At 51.8% G+C, this 21,750-nt stretch carries 19 protein-coding genes and 2 rRNA genes; 11 read left to right on the top strand and 10 right to left on the bottom strand.

Annotation, left to right across the window (positions count from 1 at the left end):
* The first annotated feature begins 2 nt into the window (after positions 1 to 2).
* The 3 genes from AC0TN7_RS00985 to AC0TN7_RS00975 all read left to right on the top strand — a co-directional run bounded on the left by AC0TN7_RS00985 (position 3) and on the right by AC0TN7_RS00975 (position 3,740).
* Positions 3 to 287, top strand: a complete 285-nt coding sequence (locus AC0TN7_RS00985; protein ID WP_023309759.1) for a hypothetical protein — start codon at positions 3 to 5, stop codon at positions 285 to 287.
* Between the two features lie 68 nt (positions 288 to 355).
* Entirely contained in the window at positions 356 to 1,630 is a 1,275-nt protein-coding gene (locus AC0TN7_RS00980; RefSeq protein WP_473701768.1) for an HlyD family secretion protein, read from the top strand.
* Positions 1,623 to 3,740 carry a peptidase domain-containing ABC transporter gene (locus AC0TN7_RS00975; protein ID WP_024909216.1) on the top strand — a complete coding sequence of 706 codons (2,118 nt, stop codon included), beginning with the start codon at positions 1,623 to 1,625 and terminating at the stop codon, positions 3,738 to 3,740. The genes AC0TN7_RS00980 and AC0TN7_RS00975 overlap by 8 nt, the downstream gene beginning before the upstream one ends.
* 156 nt (positions 3,741 to 3,896) lie before the next feature.
* On the opposite strand, the gene typA is transcribed toward AC0TN7_RS00975, so the two are convergent.
* Entirely contained in the window at positions 3,897 to 5,720 is a 1,824-nt protein-coding gene (typA, locus tag AC0TN7_RS00970; protein ID WP_023331638.1) for a ribosome-dependent GTPase TypA, read from the bottom strand.
* A 378-nt stretch (positions 5,721 to 6,098) separates the two neighbouring features.
* Between typA and glnA the strand changes: the two genes are divergently transcribed.
* The 4 genes from glnA to AC0TN7_RS00950 all read left to right on the top strand — a co-directional run bounded on the left by glnA (position 6,099) and on the right by AC0TN7_RS00950 (position 10,372).
* A complete protein-coding gene (glnA, locus tag AC0TN7_RS00965; RefSeq protein ID WP_024909217.1) occupies positions 6,099 to 7,508 on the top strand; it encodes a glutamate--ammonia ligase in 1,410 nt (469 codons plus the stop codon).
* A gap of 169 nt (positions 7,509 to 7,677) precedes the next feature.
* Positions 7,678 to 8,727: a nitrogen regulation protein NR(II) gene (gene glnL, locus AC0TN7_RS00960; RefSeq protein ID WP_023333897.1), complete on the top strand. Its 1,050-nt coding sequence runs from the start codon at positions 7,678 to 7,680 to the stop codon at positions 8,725 to 8,727.
* Between the two features lie 11 nt (positions 8,728 to 8,738).
* Entirely contained in the window at positions 8,739 to 10,151 is a 1,413-nt protein-coding gene (gene glnG, locus AC0TN7_RS00955; protein ID WP_024909218.1) for a nitrogen regulation protein NR(I), read from the top strand.
* A 110-nt stretch (positions 10,152 to 10,261) separates the two neighbouring features.
* On the top strand, positions 10,262 to 10,372 hold the full coding sequence (locus AC0TN7_RS00950; RefSeq protein WP_023333898.1) for a YshB family small membrane protein: 111 nt from the start codon (positions 10,262 to 10,264) through the stop codon (positions 10,370 to 10,372).
* A gap of 66 nt (positions 10,373 to 10,438) precedes the next feature.
* On the opposite strand, the gene hemN is transcribed toward AC0TN7_RS00950, so the two are convergent.
* Together hemN and yihI are read right to left on the bottom strand one after the other, a co-directional pair.
* Entirely contained in the window at positions 10,439 to 11,812 is a 1,374-nt protein-coding gene (hemN, locus tag AC0TN7_RS00945) for an oxygen-independent coproporphyrinogen III oxidase (RefSeq protein ID WP_407859246.1), read from the bottom strand.
* A gap of 188 nt (positions 11,813 to 12,000) precedes the next feature.
* Complete coding sequence (gene yihI / locus AC0TN7_RS00940) at positions 12,001 to 12,516, bottom strand: Der GTPase-activating protein YihI (RefSeq protein WP_014885763.1); 516 nt, start codon at positions 12,514 to 12,516, stop codon at positions 12,001 to 12,003.
* A gap of 577 nt (positions 12,517 to 13,093) precedes the next feature.
* Here yihI and yihA point away from each other — a divergent pair.
* A complete protein-coding gene (gene yihA, locus AC0TN7_RS00935; RefSeq protein WP_023309768.1) occupies positions 13,094 to 13,723 on the top strand; it encodes a ribosome biogenesis GTP-binding protein YihA/YsxC in 630 nt (209 codons plus the stop codon).
* 97 nt (positions 13,724 to 13,820) lie between these two features.
* On the opposite strand, the gene spfP is transcribed toward yihA, so the two are convergent.
* Both spfP and polA read right to left on the bottom strand, forming a co-directional pair.
* A complete protein-coding gene (gene spfP, locus AC0TN7_RS00930; RefSeq protein WP_071892919.1) occupies positions 13,821 to 13,868 on the bottom strand; it encodes a small protein SpfP in 48 nt (15 codons plus the stop codon).
* 166 nt (positions 13,869 to 14,034) lie between these two features.
* Complete coding sequence (polA, locus tag AC0TN7_RS00925) at positions 14,035 to 16,827, bottom strand: DNA polymerase I (RefSeq protein WP_024909220.1); 2,793 nt, start codon at positions 16,825 to 16,827, stop codon at positions 14,035 to 14,037.
* 440 nt (positions 16,828 to 17,267) lie between these two features.
* Between polA and AC0TN7_RS00920 the strand changes: the two genes are divergently transcribed.
* Complete coding sequence (locus AC0TN7_RS00920) at positions 17,268 to 18,176, top strand: acyltransferase (RefSeq protein ID WP_024909221.1); 909 nt, start codon at positions 17,268 to 17,270, stop codon at positions 18,174 to 18,176.
* Positions 18,177 to 18,199: 23 nt separating this feature from the next.
* Here the strand turns inward: AC0TN7_RS00920 and dsbA are convergent, their stop codons facing one another.
* The 3 genes from dsbA to AC0TN7_RS00905 form a co-directional block, all read right to left on the bottom strand.
* Entirely contained in the window at positions 18,200 to 18,823 is a 624-nt protein-coding gene (dsbA, locus tag AC0TN7_RS00915) for a thiol:disulfide interchange protein DsbA (protein ID WP_045285687.1), read from the bottom strand.
* Between the two features lie 27 nt (positions 18,824 to 18,850).
* A complete protein-coding gene (locus tag AC0TN7_RS00910) occupies positions 18,851 to 19,837 on the bottom strand; it encodes a serine/threonine protein kinase (RefSeq protein WP_090420816.1) in 987 nt (328 codons plus the stop codon).
* Positions 19,838 to 19,912: 75 nt separating this feature from the next.
* Positions 19,913 to 20,182 (bottom strand): YihD family protein, encoded by a 270-nt coding sequence (locus AC0TN7_RS00905; protein WP_008501866.1) that lies wholly within the window; start codon positions 20,180 to 20,182, stop codon positions 19,913 to 19,915.
* A gap of 68 nt (positions 20,183 to 20,250) precedes the next feature.
* On the opposite strand from AC0TN7_RS00905, the gene mobA reads away from it, so the two are divergent.
* Both mobA and mobB read left to right on the top strand, forming a co-directional pair.
* Positions 20,251 to 20,835 carry a molybdenum cofactor guanylyltransferase MobA gene (gene mobA / locus AC0TN7_RS00900; protein ID WP_024909224.1) on the top strand — a complete coding sequence of 195 codons (585 nt, stop codon included), beginning with the start codon at positions 20,251 to 20,253 and terminating at the stop codon, positions 20,833 to 20,835.
* Positions 20,832 to 21,335 (top strand): molybdopterin-guanine dinucleotide biosynthesis protein MobB, encoded by a 504-nt coding sequence (mobB, locus tag AC0TN7_RS00895; RefSeq protein ID WP_473701767.1) that lies wholly within the window; start codon positions 20,832 to 20,834, stop codon positions 21,333 to 21,335. Before mobA ends, mobB begins: the two co-directional genes overlap by 4 nt.
* 98 nt (positions 21,336 to 21,433) lie before the next feature.
* Here mobB and rrf read toward each other — a convergent pair.
* Together rrf and AC0TN7_RS00885 are read right to left on the bottom strand one after the other, a co-directional pair.
* Positions 21,434 to 21,549 (bottom strand): 5S ribosomal RNA (gene rrf, locus AC0TN7_RS00890).
* Positions 21,550 to 21,621: 72 nt separating this feature from the next.
* Positions 21,622 to 21,750 (bottom strand): 23S ribosomal RNA (locus AC0TN7_RS00885); the annotation flags it as partial.

The following is a 21,750-nucleotide window of genomic DNA, read 5'->3' as shown; positions in this document are numbered from 1 at the left end:
TAATGCGTGAACTCAATGAAAGTGAATTAAGTAACGTCAGCGGTGCAGGAATGTGGGGTTCTATCGGTAGTGCGATTGGTGGGATGTTCGGTGGTGGTAGTGCTGGTTGTAATGGCAGCTATTCTCACACCAGCACCACTAATAAAGATGGTTCTCACTCTGAAAGCACATCCTTTAGCGGTGGTTGCTCGGTTAACGTTGGTGGTAAAAGCGGTGGTTCATCAAAAGGTAATGGTGGTTCGAAAAGTGGTGGCGGCCGCCAGGGTAATGATCACGGTAGACATTAATTCCTGAATCATTATAACTCATAGCCGCTGATATTTAGCGGCTATTTCCACCCTGCAAGAGGCCAGATATGTTTCGCAAGGAAGCTATTGAATATCAGAGTACCCGGTGGGAAGGGAAAGCCGTTCTTCTGCCGGGCATCCCTTTTGCTTTTATTATATTGCTCAGCATTGTTTTTATTGCTTCCATTTCTATTTTTATTACCAAAGGTTCCTATACCCGTCGCGTCATCGTTCACGGTGAGGTAACCACTTTCCCTGGCTCAGTGAATATCTCTGCATCAATGCAGGGTACAGTCGTGAAGAGTTTTGTTAATGAAGGCGATCGCGTAAAAAAAGGTGACGCCCTCTTTCTCATTCATTCAGGTGTATCGACGCAATCAGGCCTGGTTGATGAAAATAAAAAAAAGGAGATCGCGCTACAGATAAACAGTATCAGCGTAATGATGGCAAATTTGAACGCTTCAAAAAAACGTACTCTCGCTGCGCTAACAACTCAAAAAGATCATTATCAGTCCAGTTTTAATACCTCATCTGGGTTACTCGTGCAGGCTGAACGGGAACTGAATCAGATTGAGAAGAACGTTAACGATTACCGTATTTATCAGGAAAAAGGTCTGGTCACCAAAGACCAGATGAGCAGTCAAAACGCACTACTCTATCAACAGCAGAGCAATGTTTCTGACCTGGTCGCCAGAAAATCACAAGATCAGGTTCAGGTCGATACGCTCAATCAGCAGATCCAGTCCCAGGGCGCCGATTATGACCATCAGATTTACCAGCTTGAGCAACAAAAATACGAGCTGGAAAAAGAAAAGTTAAATACAGAAGCGGAAGGTAATTATGTCATCGAGGCAACAGCCGATGGCTTAATCGACTCCATCAATACGGCGCAAGGTAAGATGATCGGCGCAGGCGATGTACTGGCGCGAGTTCAGCAGAATATCCATTCACCATGCTATCTCGAAACCTGGGTTCCCGATGAAGTTCTTCCTTATCTGGCGATTGGCCAGCGCGTTAATGTCAGTTACGACGCCTTTCCTTATGACAAATTTGGTCAGTTCAGGGCATCAATATCAGCAATATCCAGGCTTCCGGCATCGAAGCCAGAACTCCTGTCAAAACAGACCATCGCACACGAATTCTATGACGATAAAAAGTCCTGGTACAAAATCATGATCAAACCCGACCTACAGTCTGTGCAAGTTCATGGAAAACAACTCTCACTGAGCCAGGGAGCCAAAGCGCAGATTTCTCTTTTCCTTGAAAAGAGACATATCTATGAGTGGTTATTATCGCCATTTTACGAAATGAAAATGAGCGTAACGGACGCAGGTAATGAATAATCTTTATACACTTGAGACGCTGCTGCGCAAGTTGGATCTGAAAATATTTAAACGCATCCCAGTTGTCTTTCAAACCGAAGCGTCCGAATGTGGCCTGGCCTGTCTTTCAATGATATGCAGTTTTTATGGCAAGCAGGTGGATCTACTGCAACTCCGGCAACAATTCAATTTGTCATCACGTGGGGTCAACCTCAATGCGATAAAAGCAATTGCCAGTGAACTGGAGATGTCGTCACGCGCATTGTCCGTGGACCTTCAGGAATTACATGACGTGCGTAAGCCCTGCATATTGCATTGGGATTTTAACCATTTTGTCGTACTGATTAAGGTCGATAAGAACAGCGCGGTGATCCACGACCCTGCGTTTGGACGACGGGTGATTAGCATGCCCGAATTGTCCCAACATTTTACTGGTGTTGTGCTTGAGGTATGGCCGGGAACCACTTTCTCAGTTCAAAAGAAGCAAAACAGGTTAAAAGCGACCACGTTATTAAAGAATATCAATGGACTGATAACTTCACTGACGAAGGTATTTTTCTTATCGCTGGTGATTGAGTTGATCAGCCTGCTAATGCCAGTGGGGACACAATTAGTCACGGATAATGTGATTGCATCCGGAGATTACGGTTTACTTAATATCATCTGTCTTGGGTTGTTTATTCTGATTCTGTTACGTTTGACGGTCAGTGTCATACGCTCCTGGACCACGCTGATACTGGGAACACTCATCGACGTCCAGTGGAGTTTTAGCCTCTTTTCTCACCTTATTAAGCTACCGACCACCTATTTTGAAAGACGCAAACTGGGGGACATTCAGTCTCGCTTCCACTCGCTTGATGTTATACGGGCCACTTTTACCACAGGTTTGACTGGTAGCATTATTGATACGCTAATGCTCATGGGTTTGCTGGTAATGATGTTTTTATACAACCTGCAGCTCAGCATGATAGTGGTCTCTTTTACCGCAATATACACCTTCATTCGGTTTGCTACCTATCGATACTATCGCCAGCTATCCGAAGAAGAGTTAATCAAGGAAGCACGCCTTAATTCTTATTTTATGGAAACCCTGTACGGTATCGCGACGATTAAGATTCAGGGGATGACTGACCTGAGAATCAATAACTGGTTTAATCTTTTTTCAGATAAGGTCAATACAGGCATTCGTTTGACGCGAATGGATCTTTTCTTTGGTGGCGTCGTCTCTTTTATCGCCGCCTGCGACCAAATTGTTATCCTGTGGGTTAGCGGCAGGCTGATGATGGATAGTCATTTAACCATCGGTATGTTTATCGCATTTAACACCTTCAGGAGTCAGTTCTATGACCGAATAAATGCCCTGATCAACTTTATCATTCAGCTGAAGATCATCAACTTACACAATGAACGCGTTGCCGATATTGCGCTGCAGGAAGCATCTTCTTCAACGGCCACCAGCCCGCTGCGTTTACCACACGGAGCCTTAACGCTCGAAACTCAGGATCTGACTTACCGTTATGATAACCATGCGGACCCTATCTTCAGCAAACTGAATCTGACCATTCATGCCGGAGAGAGTATTGCTATTACGGGCGTATCGGGTTCAGGTAAAAGCACCTTGATGAAAGTGTTGTGCGGTTTATTCGAACCGTCGAACGGCTGCGTCCGAATTAATGGCATTGATATTAAGCAACTTGGTTTCGAGCATTATGCTGAACGCATTGCCTGTATCATGCAGGAAGATAAGCTGTTTTCAGGCTCAATCAAAGAGAATATCGCCGGTTTTCGGCCTGACATTGACGAGCAGTGGATGGTGCAATGCGCTATCGCAAGCCATATTCATAATGACATTTTAAAGCTACCAATGGGTTACGAGACACTGATTGGTGAACTTGGGGAAGGGTTGTCCGGCGGTCAAAAACAGCGGATTTATATTGCCCGGGCATTATACCGTAAACCGGGTATTTTATTCATGGACGAGGCGACCAGCCACCTTGATAAAACCAGTGAAAGTCAGGTCAATCAGTCTATACAGGCGATGAACATTACGAGGATTATTATCGCGCATCGCGAAACCACGATTTCATCGGCAGATCGGGTGTTCGTGATAAATGGAGCAGAGTTACCCTAATCCGTGAATTTCGCAGGAAAAAGATAGCGTTGGGACATAACGTCCCCGGGTAATGAAGAATTCTGGCGATCATCGAATAAAAAAGCCGCTGAGGGATCAGCGGCTTTTTACCTGCCGGGTGGCGCGTGCGCTTACCCGGCCTATAGATTGACCGTATTAGTCTTCTTTCGCACCGCGCATAGCACGTTTACGATCGTTCTCGGTCAGGTGACGTTTACGGATACGAATTGACTGTGGAGTCACTTCTACCAGTTCGTCATCATCGATGAATTCCAGAGCCTGCTCCAGAGTCATCTTGATCGGTGGAACCAGAACCGTTGCTTCGTCAGTACCGGACGCACGCATGTTGGTCAGTTTCTTACCGGTCAGGCAGTTTACGGTCAGGTCGTTAGAACGACTGTGAATACCGATGATCTGGCCTTCATAAACTTCAGCACCGTGACCCAGGAACAGCTTACCGCGATCCTGCAGACCGAACAGCGCAAACGCAACCGCTTTACCCTGACCGTTGGAGATCAGCACGCCGTTGTTACGCTGGCCCACTTCGCCCGGACGAACGTCGTCGTAGTGGCTGAAGGTGGAGTACAGCAGACCGGTACCGGAGGTCATGGTCATGAACTCTGAACGGAAGCCGATCAGGCCACGGCTTGGGATCACGTAGTCGAGACGTACGCGGCCTTTGCCATCTGGATTCATGTTTTTCAGGTCGCCTTTACGCTCACCCAGAGCCTGCATCACAGAACCCTGGTGCTGCTCTTCAACGTCCAGCGTCACGTTTTCGAACGGCTCTTGTTTACGGCCGTCGATTTCGCGGAAGATTACTTTCGGACGGGAAACCGCCATTTCGAAACCTTCACGACGCATGTTTTCGATCAGAACAGACAGGTGCAGCTCACCACGACCCGAAACGCGGAATGCATCAGCGTCTTCGGTTTCTTCAACGCGCAGCGCAACGTTGTGCACCAGCTCTTTGTTCAGGCGGTCAAGGATCTGACGAGAGGTAACGAACTTACCTTCTTTACCACAGAACGGAGAGGTGTTGACGTTGAAGAACATGGATACGGTTGGTTCATCAACGGACAGGGCTGGCAGCGCTTCGACGTTCTGCGGATCGCAGATGGTGTCGGAGATGTTCAGTTCACCCAGACCGGTGATAGCGATAATGTCGCCCGCTTCAGCGATGTCGCTCTCGATACGCTCAAGACCCAGGTGAGTCAGCACTTTACCAACTTTACCGTTACGGGTTTTGCCTTCACTATCGATGATAGTAACCTGCTGGTTAGGCTTCACTTTACCGCGCTTGATACGACCAATGCCGATTACGCCAACGTAGTTGTTGTAGTCGAGCTGAGAGATCTGCATCTGCAGGGTACCGTCAAGATCGACGTTTGGCGCAGGAACACGGTCAACAATCGCCTGATACAGCGGGGTCATGTCTTCAGCCATGTCTTCGTGGTCCAGACCTGCGATACCGTTCAGCGCAGAGGCGTAAACGATAGGGAAGTCCAGCTGCTCGTCGGTCGCGTCGAGGTTAACGAACAGGTCGAAGACCTGGTCAACAACCCAGTCAGGACGCGCGCCAGGGCGGTCAACTTTGTTGATAACAACGATTGGCTTCAGACCATGGGCAAAAGCTTTTTTGGTCACGAAGCGCGTCTGTGGCATTGGGCCATCCATTGCGTCAACGACCAGCAGAACGGAGTCTACCATGGACATTACACGTTCAACTTCACCACCGAAGTCGGCGTGCCCTGGGGTATCAACGATGTTGATACGGTAGTCATTCCATTTAATCGCGGTGTTTTTCGCGAGGATAGTAATCCCACGCTCTTTCTCCAAATCGTTGGAGTCCATCACGCGTTCTTGGGTTTCGGCACGCGCATCAAACGTACCGGATTGCTGCAGCAGCTTGTCAACCAGGGTAGTTTTACCATGGTCTACGTGCGCGATGATGGCGATGTTACGCAAATTTTCGATCACAACTTTGCCTCAGGCATTTAGAAATAGCGCGTTATTGTACACGGATTAATCGCACTACAAAACAGGATCACAAACATCCCCCGCAAACAAGTCATGCAGGGATGCTTTGTGATCGCTTTCACGGAGCGGTAAAAGGGCTCCTTAACGTAAATTGCACCAATATGGTGCTCAATGTTCACATTGAAGCACTATACTGGTGCAACAAATCCATCGTGGTGCAGCCCTTTTGCACTATGGTGCGCATGATAACGCCTTTTTGGGGTGTTTTAAAAGTTGGCACAGATTTCGCTTTATAAAAAATACATGGCACCAGCCAGTACAAACAGAAATTGAAGACCTCGTTACCACGACGACAATGACCAATCTGGAGAGTTAAGTATGTCCGCTGAACACGTTTTGACGATGCTGAACGAACATGAAGTGAAGTTTGTTGATCTGCGCTTCACCGATACCAAAGGTAAAGAACAGCACGTCACAATCCCTGCTCATCAGGTGAACGCCGAATTCTTCGAAGAAGGCAAAATGTTTGACGGCTCCTCCATTGGTGGCTGGAAAGGCATTAACGAATCCGACATGGTTCTGATGCCGGACGCGACCACTGCGCTCATTGACCCGTTCTTCGAAGAACCAACCCTGATCATCCGTTGCGACATCCTCGAGCCAGGCACGCTGCAGGGCTACGACCGTGACCCACGTTCTATCGCAAAACGTGCTGAAGAGTACCTGCGTTCTACCGGCATCGCAGACACCGTTCTGTTCGGACCAGAGCCAGAGTTCTTCCTGTTTGACGACATCCGTTTCGGCGCTTCAATTTCTGGTTCCCACGTGGCTATCGATGACATCGAAGGTGCATGGAACTCTTCCACCAAATACGAAGGTGGTAACAAAGGTCACCGTCCTGGCGTGAAAGGCGGTTACTTCCCGGTTCCTCCGGTCGATTCTTCACAGGACATCCGTTCTACCATGTGTATGATCATGGAAGAGATGGGCCTGGTTGTTGAAGCGCACCACCACGAAGTGGCGACTGCTGGCCAGAACGAAATCGCTACCCGCTTTAACACCATGACCAAGAAAGCGGATGAGATTCAGATTTACAAATACGTTGTGCACAACGTTGCGCACCGTTTCGGTAAAACCGCGACCTTCATGCCAAAACCAATGTTTGGCGATAACGGTTCCGGTATGCACTGCCACATGTCTCTGTCCAAGAACGGTACCAACCTGTTCTCTGGCGACAAATATGCCGGTCTGTCCGAGCAGGCGCTGCACTACATCGGTGGTGTTATCAAACACGCTAAAGCGATCAACGCCCTGGCGAACCCAACCACTAACTCCTACAAGCGTCTGGTCCCGGGCTACGAAGCGCCAGTGATGCTGGCCTACTCAGCACGTAACCGTTCTGCTTCTATCCGTATCCCGGTGGTGGCGTCTCCTAAAGCACGTCGTATCGAAGTGCGCTTCCCGGATCCAGCGGCTAACCCATACCTGTGCTTCGCAGCACTGCTGATGGCCGGTCTGGACGGTATTAAGAACAAGATCCACCCGGGCGAAGCGATGGACAAAAACCTGTACGACCTGCCGCCAGAAGAAGCGAAAGAGATCCCACAGGTTGCTGGCTCTCTGGAAGAAGCCCTGCAGGCGCTGGACGCAGACCGCGAGTTCCTGACTGCGGGTGGTGTGTTCACTGATGAAGCGATTGACGCTTACATCGCCCTGCGTATTGAAGAGAACGACCGTGTGCGTATGACGCCACACCCGGTTGAGTTCGAACTGTACTACAGCGTTTAATAAAGTTGTTTTACCCGGCGTGACAAGCGCCGGGGGTAGTTGCCGTGGAAACTTTTAGCCCATCTCCGGATGGGCTTTTTTCTCCACCAACAACCTGATCTCACGCGCTATTTACGCCGAAAACGCTATACTGCACTAAAACAGTGCAACAACTCCAGGAGACTGCTGAATGGCAACTGGCACGCTGCCCGATGCTGGGCAGATCCTCAATTCTTTGATTAACAGCATTTTGCTGGTCGATGACGAGCTGGCCGTTCATTACGCCAACCCGGCGGCGCAGCAGCTGCTCGCCCAAAGCGCACGTAAACTGTTCGGCACCCCGCTTCCTGAACTCCTGAGCTATTTTTCGCTGAATATTGGCCTGATGCAGGAAAGTTTGCAGGCTGGCCAGGGGTTTACCGATAACGAAGTGACGCTGGTGATCGACGGACGCTCGCACATTCTGTCTCTGACCGCGCAGCGTCTTCCCGATGGGATGATCCTGCTGGAAATGGCGCCGATGGATAATCAGCGTCGACTGAGCCAGGAGCAGCTTCAGCATGCACAGCAAATTGCCGCCCGTGACCTGGTGCGCGGTCTGGCGCATGAAATCAAAAACCCGTTGGGTGGATTACGCGGCGCGGCGCAGCTTCTGACCAAGGCACTCCCCGATCCCGCGCTGGCGGAGTACACCAACGTCATCATTGAGCAGGCGGACCGTCTGCGAAATCTGGTAGACCGTCTTCTTGGTCCGCAGCAGCCGGGAATGCACGTCACTGAAAGCATCCATAAAGTGGCTGAACGGGTGGTGAAGCTCGTCTCAATGGAGCTGCCGGAGAACGTCACGCTGGTACGTGATTACGACCCAAGCCTGCCGGAACTGGCCCATGATCCGGACCAGATTGAGCAGGTCCTGTTGAATATTGTGCGTAATGCCCTGCAGGCGCTGGGGCCTGAAGGGGGCGAGATTATTTTACGCACCCGCACCGCCTTCCAGCTCACGTTACACGGCGTGCGCTACCGGCTGGCGGCCCGAATCGACGTTGAGGATAACGGGCCCGGCATTCCATCGCATCTGCAGGATACCCTGTTCTACCCGATGGTAAGCGGTCGCGAAGGCGGGACCGGCCTGGGCTTATCCATTGCCCGCAGTTTGATCGATCAACACTCCGGGAAAATTGAATTTACCAGTTGGCCGGGACATACCGAGTTTTCGGTTTTCCTGCCGATTAAAAAATAAAGGTGACGTTTATGCAACGAGGGATAGTCTGGGTAGTCGATGACGATAGCTCCATCCGTTGGGTGCTTGAACGCGCGCTCACAGGGGCAGGGTTAAGCTGCACGACGTTTGAGAGCGGCAGCGAAGTGCTCGATGCACTCACCACCAAAACGCCGGATGTTCTGCTTTCGGATATTCGTATGCCGGGCATGGACGGGCTGGCGCTGTTAAAGCAGATCAAACAACGCCACCCTATGCTTCCGGTCATCATAATGACCGCGCATTCCGATCTGGATGCCGCAGTGAGCGCCTATCAGCAAGGGGCGTTCGATTACCTGCCCAAACCGTTTGATATTGACGAAGCGGTGGCGCTGGTTGAGCGCGCGATTAGCCATTATCAGGAGCAGCAACAGCCGCGCCACGCGCCCGATTTTGGGCCAACGACAGACATCATCGGCGAAGCGCCGGCGATGCAGGACGTGTTTCGCATTATCGGTCGTCTGTCCCGCTCGTCCATCAGCGTCTTGATTAACGGCGAATCGGGAACCGGTAAAGAGCTTGTGGCGCATGCATTGCATCGCCATAGCCCGCGGGCAAAAGCGCCGTTTATCGCTCTGAATATGGCGGCGATCCCGAAGGATTTGATTGAGTCCGAACTGTTCGGCCATGAAAAAGGGGCATTTACCGGCGCTAATACCATTCGTCAGGGGCGTTTCGAACAGGCTGACGGTGGCACGTTGTTCCTGGACGAAATTGGCGATATGCCGCTGGATGTTCAGACCCGCCTGCTGCGCGTGCTGGCCGACGGACAGTTTTACCGCGTGGGCGGCTATGCGCCGGTGAAGGTAGACGTGCGCATTATTGCCGCGACCCACCAGAACCTGGAGCAACGCGTGCAGGAAGGGAAATTCCGTGAGGATTTATTCCATCGCCTGAACGTCATCCGCGTTCATCTGCCGCCGCTGCGTGAGCGTCGGGAAGATATTCCCCGCCTGGCGCGTCATTTTCTGCAGGTGGCCGCCCGCGAGCTGGGTGTGGAAGCCAAGCAGCTTCACCCGGAAACCGATGCCGCTCTGACGCGCCTGGCGTGGCCGGGCAACGTGCGTCAGCTGGAAAACACCTGCCGCTGGTTAACCGTGATGGCCGCCGGGCAGGAAGTGCTGATTCAGGATTTACCCGCTGAGCTGTTTGAAGCGACCGCGCCTGAAAGCACTACCGGGCACGCGCTGCCGGACAGCTGGGCGACGCTGCTGGCACAGTGGGCCGACCGCGCGTTGCGTTCCGGTCATCAAAACCTGCTGTCTGAAGCTCAGCCAGAGATGGAGCGTACGCTGTTAACTACCGCGCTTCGTCATACGCAGGGTCACAAGCAGGAAGCCGCTCGCCTGTTGGGATGGGGACGTAATACCCTGACGCGCAAGCTTAAAGAGTTGGGAATGGAGTGATCTTCCCCGAAGTGTAAAGGTTATTAATTGAGCGCAAATCGCCGTTATTTTGCGCTTTACTGTTCCGATGAGTTTTGTATGATCGTGCCCGGAAATTGGGGGTGAACATCATGCTGGAAACAATCGTGAATATGCTCTCTAGCGGAGCCGCTGAAAGCCACACGCCACAAACCGCCGTTGCGGCTATGTTGTGTGCGGCGCTGGTTGGGCTGTTTAGCTAGCGGGGTTGAACGTAAAAGCCGGGTGGCGGCTTCGCCTTACCCGGCCTACGTTTGCGCTTTTGCGGCTTAAATCACCCGCGAGAACTGCTGCAGTCGCGCTTTCTGACGCAGATACGCGTCGAAGCACATGCAGATATTACGGATCAACAGACGCCCTTTCGGCGTGACCTCAATCGCGCTCTCCGACACATCCACCAGCCCGTCTTTCGCCAGCGGCGCCAGAAGCTTCAGGTCTTCTGCGAAATAATCGCTGAAGTTCAGCTTCCACTGCGCTTCCACGTCGCTGAAATCGAGACGGAAGTTGCAGATAAGCGCCTTAATCACATCGCGACGGACACAGTCATCGCGCGTTAATGCAATGCCGCGCCACAGCGCGTTGCCCGTCTCATCAACCTGCTGGTAATACAGCTTCAGTTCTTTCTGGTTTTGCGCGTAGCAGTCGCCAATCATGCTGATGGCGGAGACGCCCATTCCCAGCAAATCGGTATCGCCCTGGGTCGTGTAGCCCTGGAAGTTGCGGTGCAGGACCCCTTCGCGCTGAGCTACCGCCAGTTCGTCATCCGGACGGGCAAAGTGATCCATCCCGATAAACTGATAACCGGTTTCGGTCAGCGAGGTGATCGTTTCCTGCAGGATATCCAGCTTCTGCTGGGCAGAAGGCAGATCGGCATCTTTGATTTTGCGCTGGGCAGCAAACAGCGTCGGCAGATGCGCGTAGTTAAAGACGCTCAGGCGGTCCGGGTTGAGTTCGGCCACGCGCTTCAGGGTGAAGGCGAAGCTTTCCGGCGTCTGCTTTGGCAGGCCGTAAATCAGGTCAATATTGGTCGAGGTGAAGCCAATCTCACGCGCGTGATTGAGTAAGGCAAAGATAAATTCTTCGTCCTGCTCGCGATTCACCAGACGCTGAACCTCTTTATTGAAATCCTGCACGCCCATGCTCAGACGATTGAAGCCTTCGGCGCGTAAGTGATCCAGTACATCCAGCTCAATTTCACGCGGATCGACTTCGATCGAGATTTCAGCGTCAGCGTTAAAACTGAAATTGCCGCGCAGCAGGGTCATCAAGCGGCTTATTTGCGCTTTATTCAGATAGGTTGGCGTGCCGCCGCCCCAGTGAAGCTGACTGACGTGACGGCCAGCAAACAGCGGCGCGCGATGCACAATTTCTTGTTCGAGCGCATCAAGGTACTGGTCGGCTTTATGCTGCTGACGGGTCACGATTTTATTGCAGCCGCAGAAGTAACACAGCTTATGGCAGAACGGAATATGGACGTAGAGAGACAGCGGACGCTCAGGATAGCGCGCGACAGCCTGCTGAAAATCACGCTCTCCGAAGGCATCGGAGAACTCCAGCGCGGTGGGGTATGACGTATAACGCGGCCCGGAATAGTTATATTTCTGGATTAGGGCCAAATCCCAGTCGATAGTTGGTGCTGACATGCTCACTCCTTCCGTTGGTGTCGCGTTCGTATACGGCGGCCCGTTCTGGCCCCATCGCGGGTCATCACTCGGGTGCGCAGCCACTTCTGTCGCCGCGACAACCGCCGTAGTTTAACGAATAACCACACCAGATAACATATAACCGGAAGGGTTATAAGCAGGACTATCGTGCCTGCCGGGTGCAAATGTTAGTTTCCACCCTTCAGAAGACGCATCATATCTTCCTGCTTTTCGTCTTCTTCTTCGTCGTCTTCGTCATCGTAAGACAGGCCCAGCTTCTGCATCAGCTCGTCGATGCGATCCAGTTTGGCATCCACCCATGACTGCTCTTCGGCGGTCAGGGTTTCACCCTCTTCAAGACGTTCCAGCAGCGCGTCCAGGCGCTCATCGTTCTCCAGCAAATCCAGCTCAGCCTGCGGTGAAAGCATAGGTTTCTCGCTCTTTGGTTTGTGCTGCTTAGTGACCGGGGTGTCTGTCACGCCCAGTGGAATGGGAGTTTTACTGCCGATACGAGGATCTTTCTGCTGTTTGCCTTTTGCAGAAGCGCCCGCTGCACCACCACCGTTGGCACGGCTACCCGCAGCATGACCGCGATGTTTTTTGTCGCGTTTGCGATCGCGCGCTTCCTGGTTCAGTTCTTCGCGCGTTTTGCGGCGTGCTTTTGCAGGGCGTTTCGCGCCCGCAGCGGAGGTTGGTTTTTTCATGATGTTTTATCTTTAAGTCGTTTTCTTCAGTATAGAATTGCGGCGAAATCTAGCAGAAAGCAAGCAAAGAAAAAAGGCGACAGAGCAATCTGTCGCCTTTTTTCCTGACTCACAACCCTTAGCGGGTCAGACATTCCGTGTTTGCCAACAACAAACCCTGTTTATCCCTTGGCTAATACCGTCCGTGATACGGTTCCCTTTCCTGCTTAAACGCCTCCAGGCGCTGGTCATCCTGACAATCCTGCGTCTTCGCCTCCTGGCGCTCCTGACCCTAATCCTTAAGTCGATATCCTGTTGGCTTCCTCGCCCTGACGCACACTTTACCTTGTTCCGTTAAACTAACAAGCAACGAAACGGTACAAAAAGGGATTTTCAGACAATTACCCGGGAATAAGCTTATGATTTAAAACAGTTTGGCTTTTTTGACGCCTGCGAATTCTCTGAAATCTCCCATAGCCTCTCTGGCCGATCTCTCACACTGGTTGGGGCATTCGCCTACAAGTCCTGGCAATCAGAAAAGCCTTTTGCCTGCATTCAGGTATAATCCCCCTCAGATTACGATTTTGGAGACGACCACGTGACTACCTGGAACTACCAACAGACGCATTTTGTCACCAGTGCGCCCGATATTCGCCACCTCCCTTCTGATACCGGTATTGAAGTGGCCTTTGCTGGCCGCTCCAATGCGGGGAAGTCCAGCGCCCTGAATACGCTGACCAATCAGAAGAGCCTGGCGCGTACCTCAAAAACACCTGGCCGTACCCAGCTCATCAACCTGTTTGAAGTCGCAGAGGGCAAACGCCTGGTCGACTTACCGGGCTACGGTTACGCGCAGGTACCGGAAGAGATGAAAATCAAGTGGCAGCGTGCGCTGGGGGAATACCTGGAAAAACGCCTGTGCCTGAAAGGTCTGGTGGTGCTGATGGATATTCGCCATCCCCTGAAAGATCTGGATCAGCAGATGATCGACTGGGCTGTGGCAAGCGATATCGCCGTGCTGGTGCTGCTGACGAAAGCCGATAAGCTGGCAAGCGGCGCGCGCAAAGCGCAGGTGAATATGGTTCGCGAAGCGGTGCTGGCGTTCAACGGTGACGTGCAGGTTGAGCCGTTCTCCTCGCTGAAAAAGCAGGGCGTGGACAAGCTGCGTCAGAAGCTCGACACCTGGTTTAGCGAGCTGGAACCCGCGACGGAAGCGGAAGAAGAGTAATACCGAGCGCGGCGATGGCCGCGTTTTTTTTGCCTGAATTTTTCTTTGCCGCAATAAAAAACGCCCCAGTCATTACTGACTGGGGCGGCTAAAATATTCAGCCAAATCCGATTACGTGAAGTAAAAGGTCTGAAAGATAGAACATCTTACCTCTGTACCCTACGCCGATAACTCTACCCCTTTTTGTGCTGCAGAAAAAGCACTTTTTGTAGTTTTTTTTCATTCTTTACATAGGGAATTCTAATGATCGTCACAAAACGCGCGTTGTTATGTTGCAAACTTACATAAAAGGCGCGTTATGCGAAGAACCATTAGTGAGCCTGATCCCAGTTTTCACCACTTCCCACTTCCACCAGCAACGGCACGTCAAGCGTCATGCTGCTTTCCATCAGTTCGTGGATCTTCTTCGACACGGCGTCGAGGTCCTCTTTGTGCACTTCAAATACCAGTTCATCGTGTACCTGCATGATCATTTTCACGCGAGGCTTCTCTTTCTCCAGCCAGGCATCAACGGCGATCATTGCACGCTTAATAATGTCCGCCGCGGTACCCTGCATCGGGGCGTTGATCGCCGCACGCTCTGCGCCAGCGCGACGCGCCGCGTTGCTGGATTTGATGTCAGGTAAGTAGAGACGGCGACCATCAAGGGTTTCGACATAACCTTTCTCCTTCGCCTGCGCGCGAGTGCGTTCCATATATTCCAGCACCCCCGGATAACGCTCGAAGTAGAGATCCATATACTTCTGCGACTCTTTACGCGGAATGTTGAGCTGGCGCGAAAGCCCGAATGCACTCATGCCGTAAATCAGACCGAAGTTGATCGCCTTAGCGCTGCGGCGCTGTTCGTTGGTCACGCTGTCCAGCGGCAAACCGAAGACTTCTGCCGCGGTTGCCCGGTGGATATCCTTCCCTTCGGCAAATGCGCTCAACAGGCCTTTGTCACGGGACAGGTGCGCCATAATGCGCAGCTCAATTTGCGAGTAGTCCGCCGAGACAATCAGATAATCCTCTGGAGCGATGAAAGCCTGGCGAATACGACGGCCTTCTTCGTTACGTACCGGGATATTCTGCAGGTTGGGATCGGTTGATGAGAGTCGACCGGTCGCCGCGACAGCCTGATGGTATGAGGTATGCACGCGGCCCGTTTTCGGGTTGATCATCAGCGGGAGCTTATCAGTGTAGGTAGACTTCAGCTTCGCGAGACCACGGTACTCCAGAATCACTTTCGGCAGCGGATAATCCAGCGCCAGCTCTTCCAGCACCTCTTCAGAGGTTGACGGCGCACCGCCAGGGGTTTTCTTCAGCGGCTTGATGCCCTGCTTTTCAAACAGGATGGTTTGCAGCTGCTTCGGTGAAGAAAGGTTAAACGGCTCGCCTGCAAGCTCATGCGCTTTTTGCTCCAGCTCGGTCAGGCGCTGCGCCAGTTCCCCGGAGTGGTTATGCAGCACCGTTGGATCGATTTTCACGCCGTTACGTTCAATGCGTGACAGCACGGGCACCAGCGGCATCTCGATATGCTGGAACACATTCAGCGGACCTTCGTGCTTCTGCAGTTTTGGCCACATCTTCAGGTGCAGCTGCAGCGTGACGTCAGCGTCTTCCGCCGCGTAGCGTCCTGCCTCTTCGAGAGCAATCTGGTTAAAGGTGAGCTGATTTTTCCCTTTGCCGGCAATCTCTTCGAAGGTGATCGTTTTGTGCTTGAGCCAGCGGTCAGATAAGGAATCCATATCATGGCGACCCGCGACGCTGTCCAGAATGTAGGATTCGAGCATGGTGTCGAAGGCGATCCCGCGCAGTTCAATGCCGTAGTTTTGCAGAATGCCGCGGTCGTACTTGAGGTTTTGCCCAACCTTAAGCGCCTTTTCGTCTTCCAGGATCGGCTTCAGCAGCTCAAGCACGCGTTCACGGGAGAGCTGCTCCGGCGCATCCAGGTAATCGTGCGCAACGGGAACATAGGCCGCATGACCAGGCTCTGTCGCAAATGACAGGCCTACCATATTGGCAGAAATGTTATCGAGACTGTCCGTTTCGGTGTCAAAGGCGAAGACCGGCGCTTTTTTCAGTTTCTCGATCCAGGCGATCAGCTGCGATTCTTCAAGAAGGGTTTCGTAGTTGTCGAAGGTAAGCACCACGGCTTCTTCTTCCGCCTGCTCTTCTGCGTCAACGACAATCGTCTCCTTCGGCTTTGCAGCAGGTTTCGCCCCTTTTGCCTGCAGCCATTTACCGGCTTCCACGTCAGTGATCCAGCGCTTAAATTCGTATTTCTTAAACAGGCTCAGCAGATCGTCAGCGGAAGGCTGTTGCACTTCCAGCTGCTCACAGCCCAGCTCCAGTTCGACATCGGTTTTGATTGTAGCCAGCTTATAGGAGAGATAAGCCACCTCTTTGTTCTCTTCCAGCTTCCCGGCCATGGTTTTTGCACCACGGAAGGAGAGCCCGGCGATTTTGTCTGATTCGGCGTAGAGCGTATCCAGCCCGCCAAGCCCCTGAAGCAGCGCCTGCGCGGTTTTCTCACCGACGCCGGGAACACCAGGGATGTTATCCGAGGAGTCGCCCATCAACGCGAGGAAGTCGATAATCAGCTCAGGCGGCACGCCATACTTAGTGACCACTTCTTCTGGCCCCAAAATGGTGTTGGTCATGGTGTTAATCAGGGTGATTCCTGGCGTTACCAGCTGCGCCATATCTTTATCACCGGTGCTGATCAGCACAGGACGACCCATTTTTTCTGCTTCACGCGCCAGCGTGCCGATGACGTCATCGGCTTCAACGCCGGAGACGGCCAGCAGCGGCAGCCCCATCGCTTTTACCATGGCGTGCAGCGGCTCAATCTGCGCACGCAGATCGTCAGGCATTGGCGGACGGTGGGATTTGTAATGCTCAAACAGCTCATCGCGGAAGGTTTTACCTTTCGCATCAAAGACGACGGCCGCATGGGTTGGCTGATACTGAAGGATCAGGCTGCGCAGCATGTTCAGCACGCCATACATAGCGCCGGTGGGTTCCCCTGCGCTATTGGTCAGAGGAGGAAACGCATGGTATGCCCGATACAGGTAAGAAGAGCCATCGACGAGAATAAGAGGGTTTTCTGGGATCTGAACCATAATGTCCGTGCCTTTAATCAATTTATGGGTAAAGGATGCCACAGAAGGATGAAAACATCAGTTATTAGCGCCTGATACAGGAAAAGATTTTGCGATCGTGAGGATCGCTCGCAAAAATCAAACTGTGGATAAGTTTGTGTATATTTTCACTTCATATGAATAACAGACGCAAAAAACACATATGAGGTAATATTTAGATCTTAATTATCATGCTGTTATGTTGTTAGATCTTATCTATATGGCCAACTGATGGCAATTTAGTCTATGTGGATATAAGCCTTGATTCGCGCAGAACCCCAGAGAAATCTGCTGCGCCAGGGTAAAAGCCGCCAAATCATCATGTGAAAGCGCCATTCATTTGTCTGTTTTCTGGTAAAATCAGCGCCCAGCGTCGACTAGTCGGTCGCTCACTTACAGCTAACTATTTGAAAAAGCTCATCATGTCGAGATTGCTCGCTGCAATAACATTACTGCTAAGCATCATTTTAACTATTCTGGTGACGATCGCCTGTTCCGTGCCGATCATTCTCGCCGGGATCATTAAACTGCTGCTGCCTGTACCCGTGGTGTGGCGAGCCGTGTCCGCATTTTGTAACTTCATGATGTATTGCTGGTGCGAAGGGCTGGCGATCCTGTTGTGCCTTAACCCGCATCTGAAGTGGGATGTCAAAGGGCTGGAGAGTCTCAACAAAAAGAACTGGTACCTGCTGATCTGCAATCACCACAGCTGGGCGGACATCGTGGTGTTATGCGTGCTTTTTCGCAAACACATCCCGATGAATAAATACTTCCTGAAACAGCAGCTCGCCTGGGTGCCTTTTATCGGGCTGGCCTGCTGGGCGCTCGATATGCCGTTTATGAAACGCTATTCGCGCAGCTATTTGATTCGTCATCCGGAACGTCGCGGTAAGGATGTGGAGACCACGCGCCGTTCCTGTGAAAAGTTTCGCGCACATCCAACGACCATCGTGAACTTTGTTGAAGGTTCCCGGTTTACGGAAGAGAAGCGCCAGCAAACTCGCTCTCCTTATCAGCATCTGTTGCCGCCAAAGGCGGCGGGGATTGCGATGGCGCTTAACGTGCTGGGAGCACAGTTCGATAAACTTCTTAACGTCACGCTCTGCTATCCGGAAAACGACAGGACGCCGTTCTTCGATATGCTCAGCGGCAAACTGACGCGCATTGTCGTGCACGTCGACCTGGTTCCGATTGACGCTGAACTGCACGGTGATTACGTAAACGATAAGAACTTCAAACGTCGTTTCCAGCAGTGGCTTAATACGCTCTGGAAAGAGAAAGACGAACAGATAGACAAGATAAAATCTTCATACAAAAACGCCGGTCAGTGACCGGCGTTTTTACATCAGCGAAATTACTTCTTCTCAACCAGGTATTTCACGGTATCAGCATACTGCTGTACGAAGATATCCATGCTGCTGGTGTCCATACCCTGCATGTTCAGCTGGTATTTGCCGTTAACAAACATCGCCGGAACGCCCTGAAGCTGGAGGTCAGCAGCCGCTTTTTCCTGCTGGGCAACCAGTGATTTCACCACGAAGCTGTTCCATGCGGCATCGTACTCTTCACCTTTCACGCCGGCATCAACAAACACTTTACGGATATCCGCAGTGGTCTGAACGGTCTGGGTTTTCTGTACGGCTTCAAACATTGGCGAAGTGATCTTATCTTCCACGCCCAGTGCCATCGCCACCGCCCATGCCTGAGTCAGGTCTTTACCCAATGGGCCCAGGAACTCAACGTGGTACTTGGTCATTTTGGTGCCTTCCGGCAGCTTTTTCTTCACGTTGTCAGAGACATGCAGCACCTGCTCGAACTGATAGCAGTGTGGGCAATAGAACGAGAAGAACTCCAGAACCTGTGGCTCGCCAGCGACCGGCTTGTCCAGCGTGATATACTGTTTTCCGTCGGTAAACTGCGCAGCAGAAGCGCTAAATGCCAGAATCATACCTGCCAGCGCCAGCCAAATTTTTTTCATGATTAACTCTCTCCTGGGTGTGTCCAATTAATACATCGGCGTTAATTGCAGAGGGGGCTCCTGAAGAACCTTAACCTGCTCAGTAAATGTAGATATCTGGCTACGCCAGTAATCCTCTCCGGTAAGCCACGGGAAATTTCGGGGAAATGCCGGATCGTCCCAACGCCTGATTAACCATGCGAGATAATAAACAAAACGCATCGCACGTAAAGGCTCAATCAGGGCAATTTCGTCTGAATTAAACGGGCTAAATTCTTCATAAGCTTCAATAATGGTTTCAAGCTGCATGCGTTGCTCGGCTTTGTCGCCATTGAGCAGCATCCACAGGTCCTGAACCGCTGGCCCCATACGCGCATCATCGAGATCGACAAACAGCGGGCCATCACGCCAGAGAATATTCCCGGCGTGACAATCGCCATGCAGGCGCAGAACGGAAATATCATCGCGCCAGCAGGTTTTCACTGCAGCAATAAGCTTATCGGTGGCGTTGAGGAAATCATCCTTTAGCGCAGCGGGGATCATTGCAGACGTTTCGAATAGTTCGCGCGGTTCAAGGAGGTATTCCTGAATCCCCATCGTTGGACGGGCAATAAAGGCTTTTTTGCGTCCCGTCTGGTGGATACGCCCAAGATAGCGGGCAACCCATTCCATCTGATCGATATTATCCGCTTCAAACTGACGACCACCCAGGCTCGGGAATACAGCGTAGTAAAACCCTTCGTGCGTGAGGAGCGTTTGGTTATTGAATTTTAGCGGTGCGGCAACGGGAACATCGTCATCCAGCAGATCGTGAGCAAACTGATGCTCTTCCTGAATTTGTTCTGCGGACCAACGTTCAGGACGATAGAACTTTACGACGAAGCGCTGACGATCCTCGTCCTGAAATTGATAGACGCGGTTTTCGTAGCTGTTTAATGGGGTTAGCCCGGAATCCACCCGAATACCCTGTTCAAACAGGGCATCCATAATGGTGTCCGGGTGTAATGTCTGGAAAGTAAAAGCCTGGTCGTTCATCCGATCATCCGGAAATTATACGAATGATTCAGGATATCATCTTGTGGCGATTTCGGTGCCGCCGCTTACAAGCTTTTACTCTTTAATTACGCCTCGGGCGCGCAATAATGCGGTCTTAAAATCTTCCTCATAATCTTTCTGAATACCAGGAATAACAGCATCTTTGGCGGAGTCGCGCATTTTAAGGTGGTAGATCAGGATGTCGTCAGAAAGGTCTGCCAGATCGCCGTCAAAACCTGACTCTTTCGCCAGTTTCTGTAAAAATTGCATCAGATTTAGCTCTGGCTCTTTTTGCCAGGCGGGCTGGAGGAGTTCAATAACTTCATTCAGACGTTTACATTTCATGGTGGTGCTCCTTTCATTTAGAGTGACACGTTAGCAGGGTCAATCCCACAATAAAAGAGGCGATATTCGTGAATGTTAGCCAGGAAATCATCGGGGTCGTTCTGGCAGGCGGCAGAGCAACGCGAATGGGCGGTAAAGATAAGGGGCTTCAGCTTCTTAATGGAAAGCCCTTGTGGCAGCATGTCGCCGATACGCTTGCCGGCCAGGTGACGGCAATGGCCATCAGCGCGAACAGGCATATCGACACTTACCGACGCAGCGGGTACGCCGTTTATCAGGATAGCCTTGAGAATTACCCGGGACCGCTTGCCGGTATGCTTTCGGTCATGCAACAGTCGCACGGAGAGTGGTTTATCTTCTGCCCTTGCGATACGCCGTTTATTCCCTCCTGTCTTGTCGAGCGTCTGCTCCTGCTTCGTGGTACAGCTCCTGTGGTTTGGGTACATGACGGCGAGCGTGACCATCCTGCTGTCGCGTTGATGCATCGTTCGCTAGCGCCTGCTCTGCAGAGCTATCTGGCTGCGGGAGAGCGCAGGGTGATGGTCTTCATGCGTGAGTCTGGTGGCCATTCCGTTGATTTTAGCGATGTGAAATCAGCGTTTGTGAACGTGAACACGCATGAAGATTTGCAGATGATGCAGGAGAAAAAATGATACCTCTTTTAGCCATTTCCGCATGGAGTGGGAACGGGAAAACCACGCTGCTGAAAAAGCTGATACCCGCGCTGTGTGCCAGAGGCCTTCGTCCTGGATTGATTAAGCATAGTCATCACAACATGGATATCGATACGCCAGGAAAAGACAGCTATGAGCTGCGTAAGGCCGGAGCAGCACAAACGATGGTAGCAAGTCCTCAGCGCTGGGCGTTAATGACAGAAACGCCGGACGAGGCGCCGCTGGATCTCGCTTATCTGGTCAGTCGGATGGATCATTCCACCCTGGATCTGGTGCTGATTGAGGGATTTAAGCATGAGGCAGTGCCTAAGATCCTGCTGTTCAGAAGCGATGCCGGGCATGATATGAGTGAGCTAACGCTTGATGAGCATGTTATTGCGGTGGCCAGTGATATGGTATTGCCGCTTGAGGTTCCGGTGCTGGACTTAAATGATGTGGATGGGATTGCGGGCTTTATTGTGACGTGGAGTGCGGTCTGACGTGCCGGGTGGCGGCTTTGCCTTACCCGGCCTGCCGTTTTTTTGGCGCATAAACGCAAAAAGGCCATCCTTTCGGATGGCCTCTTCACTTGTTTGATGCCTGGCAGTTCCCTACTCTCACATGGGGAGACCCCACACTACCATCGGCGCTACGGCGTTTCACTTCTGAGTTCGGCATGGGGTCAGGTGGGACCACCGCGCTAAAGCCGCCAGGCAAATTCTGTTTAATCTGTATCAGGCTGAATTTTGATTGTTCGTCTCTTCGCCAAAACATCTTCGGCGTTGTAAGGTTAAGCCTCACGGTTCATTAGTATCGGTTAGCTCAACGCATCGCTGCGCTTACACACCCGACCTATCAACGTCGTCGTCTTCAACGTTCCTTCAGGACTCTCAGGGAGTCAGGGAGAACTCATCT

This window comes from Enterobacter sp. PL_is511, from assembly GCF_055816065.1.
The sequence above is the reverse complement of the archived record's forward strand: the minus strand, read 5'-3'. Positions and strand labels throughout refer to the sequence as shown.

Coding starts and splice junctions, on each gene's coding strand:
- AC0TN7_RS00985 (WP_023309759.1), top strand. CDS start 3: ATGCGTGAACTCAATGAAAGTGAATTAAGTAACGTCAGCGGTGCAGGA.
- AC0TN7_RS00980 (WP_473701768.1), top strand. CDS start 356: ATGTTTCGCAAGGAAGCTATTGAATATCAGAGTACCCGGTGGGAAGGG.
- AC0TN7_RS00975 (WP_024909216.1), top strand. CDS start 1,623: ATGAATAATCTTTATACACTTGAGACGCTGCTGCGCAAGTTGGATCTG.
- glnA (WP_024909217.1), top strand. CDS start 6,099: ATGTCCGCTGAACACGTTTTGACGATGCTGAACGAACATGAAGTGAAG.
- glnL (WP_023333897.1), top strand. CDS start 7,678: ATGGCAACTGGCACGCTGCCCGATGCTGGGCAGATCCTCAATTCTTTG.
- glnG (WP_024909218.1), top strand. CDS start 8,739: ATGCAACGAGGGATAGTCTGGGTAGTCGATGACGATAGCTCCATCCGT.
- AC0TN7_RS00950 (WP_023333898.1), top strand. CDS start 10,262: ATGCTGGAAACAATCGTGAATATGCTCTCTAGCGGAGCCGCTGAAAGC.
- hemN (WP_407859246.1), bottom strand. CDS start 11,812: ATGTCAGCACCAACTATCGACTGGGATTTGGCCCTAATCCAGAAATAT.
- yihI (WP_014885763.1), bottom strand. CDS start 12,516: ATGAAAAAACCAACCTCCGCTGCGGGCGCGAAACGCCCTGCAAAAGCA.
- polA (WP_024909220.1), bottom strand. CDS start 16,827: ATGGTTCAGATCCCAGAAAACCCTCTTATTCTCGTCGATGGCTCTTCT.
- AC0TN7_RS00920 (WP_024909221.1), top strand. CDS start 17,268: ATGTCGAGATTGCTCGCTGCAATAACATTACTGCTAAGCATCATTTTA.
- dsbA (WP_045285687.1), bottom strand. CDS start 18,823: ATGAAAAAAATTTGGCTGGCGCTGGCAGGTATGATTCTGGCATTTAGC.
- AC0TN7_RS00910 (WP_090420816.1), bottom strand. CDS start 19,837: ATGAACGACCAGGCTTTTACTTTCCAGACATTACACCCGGACACCATT.
- AC0TN7_RS00905 (WP_008501866.1), bottom strand. CDS start 20,182: ATGAAATGTAAACGTCTGAATGAAGTTATTGAACTCCTCCAGCCCGCC.
- mobB (WP_473701767.1), top strand. CDS start 20,832: ATGATACCTCTTTTAGCCATTTCCGCATGGAGTGGGAACGGGAAAACC.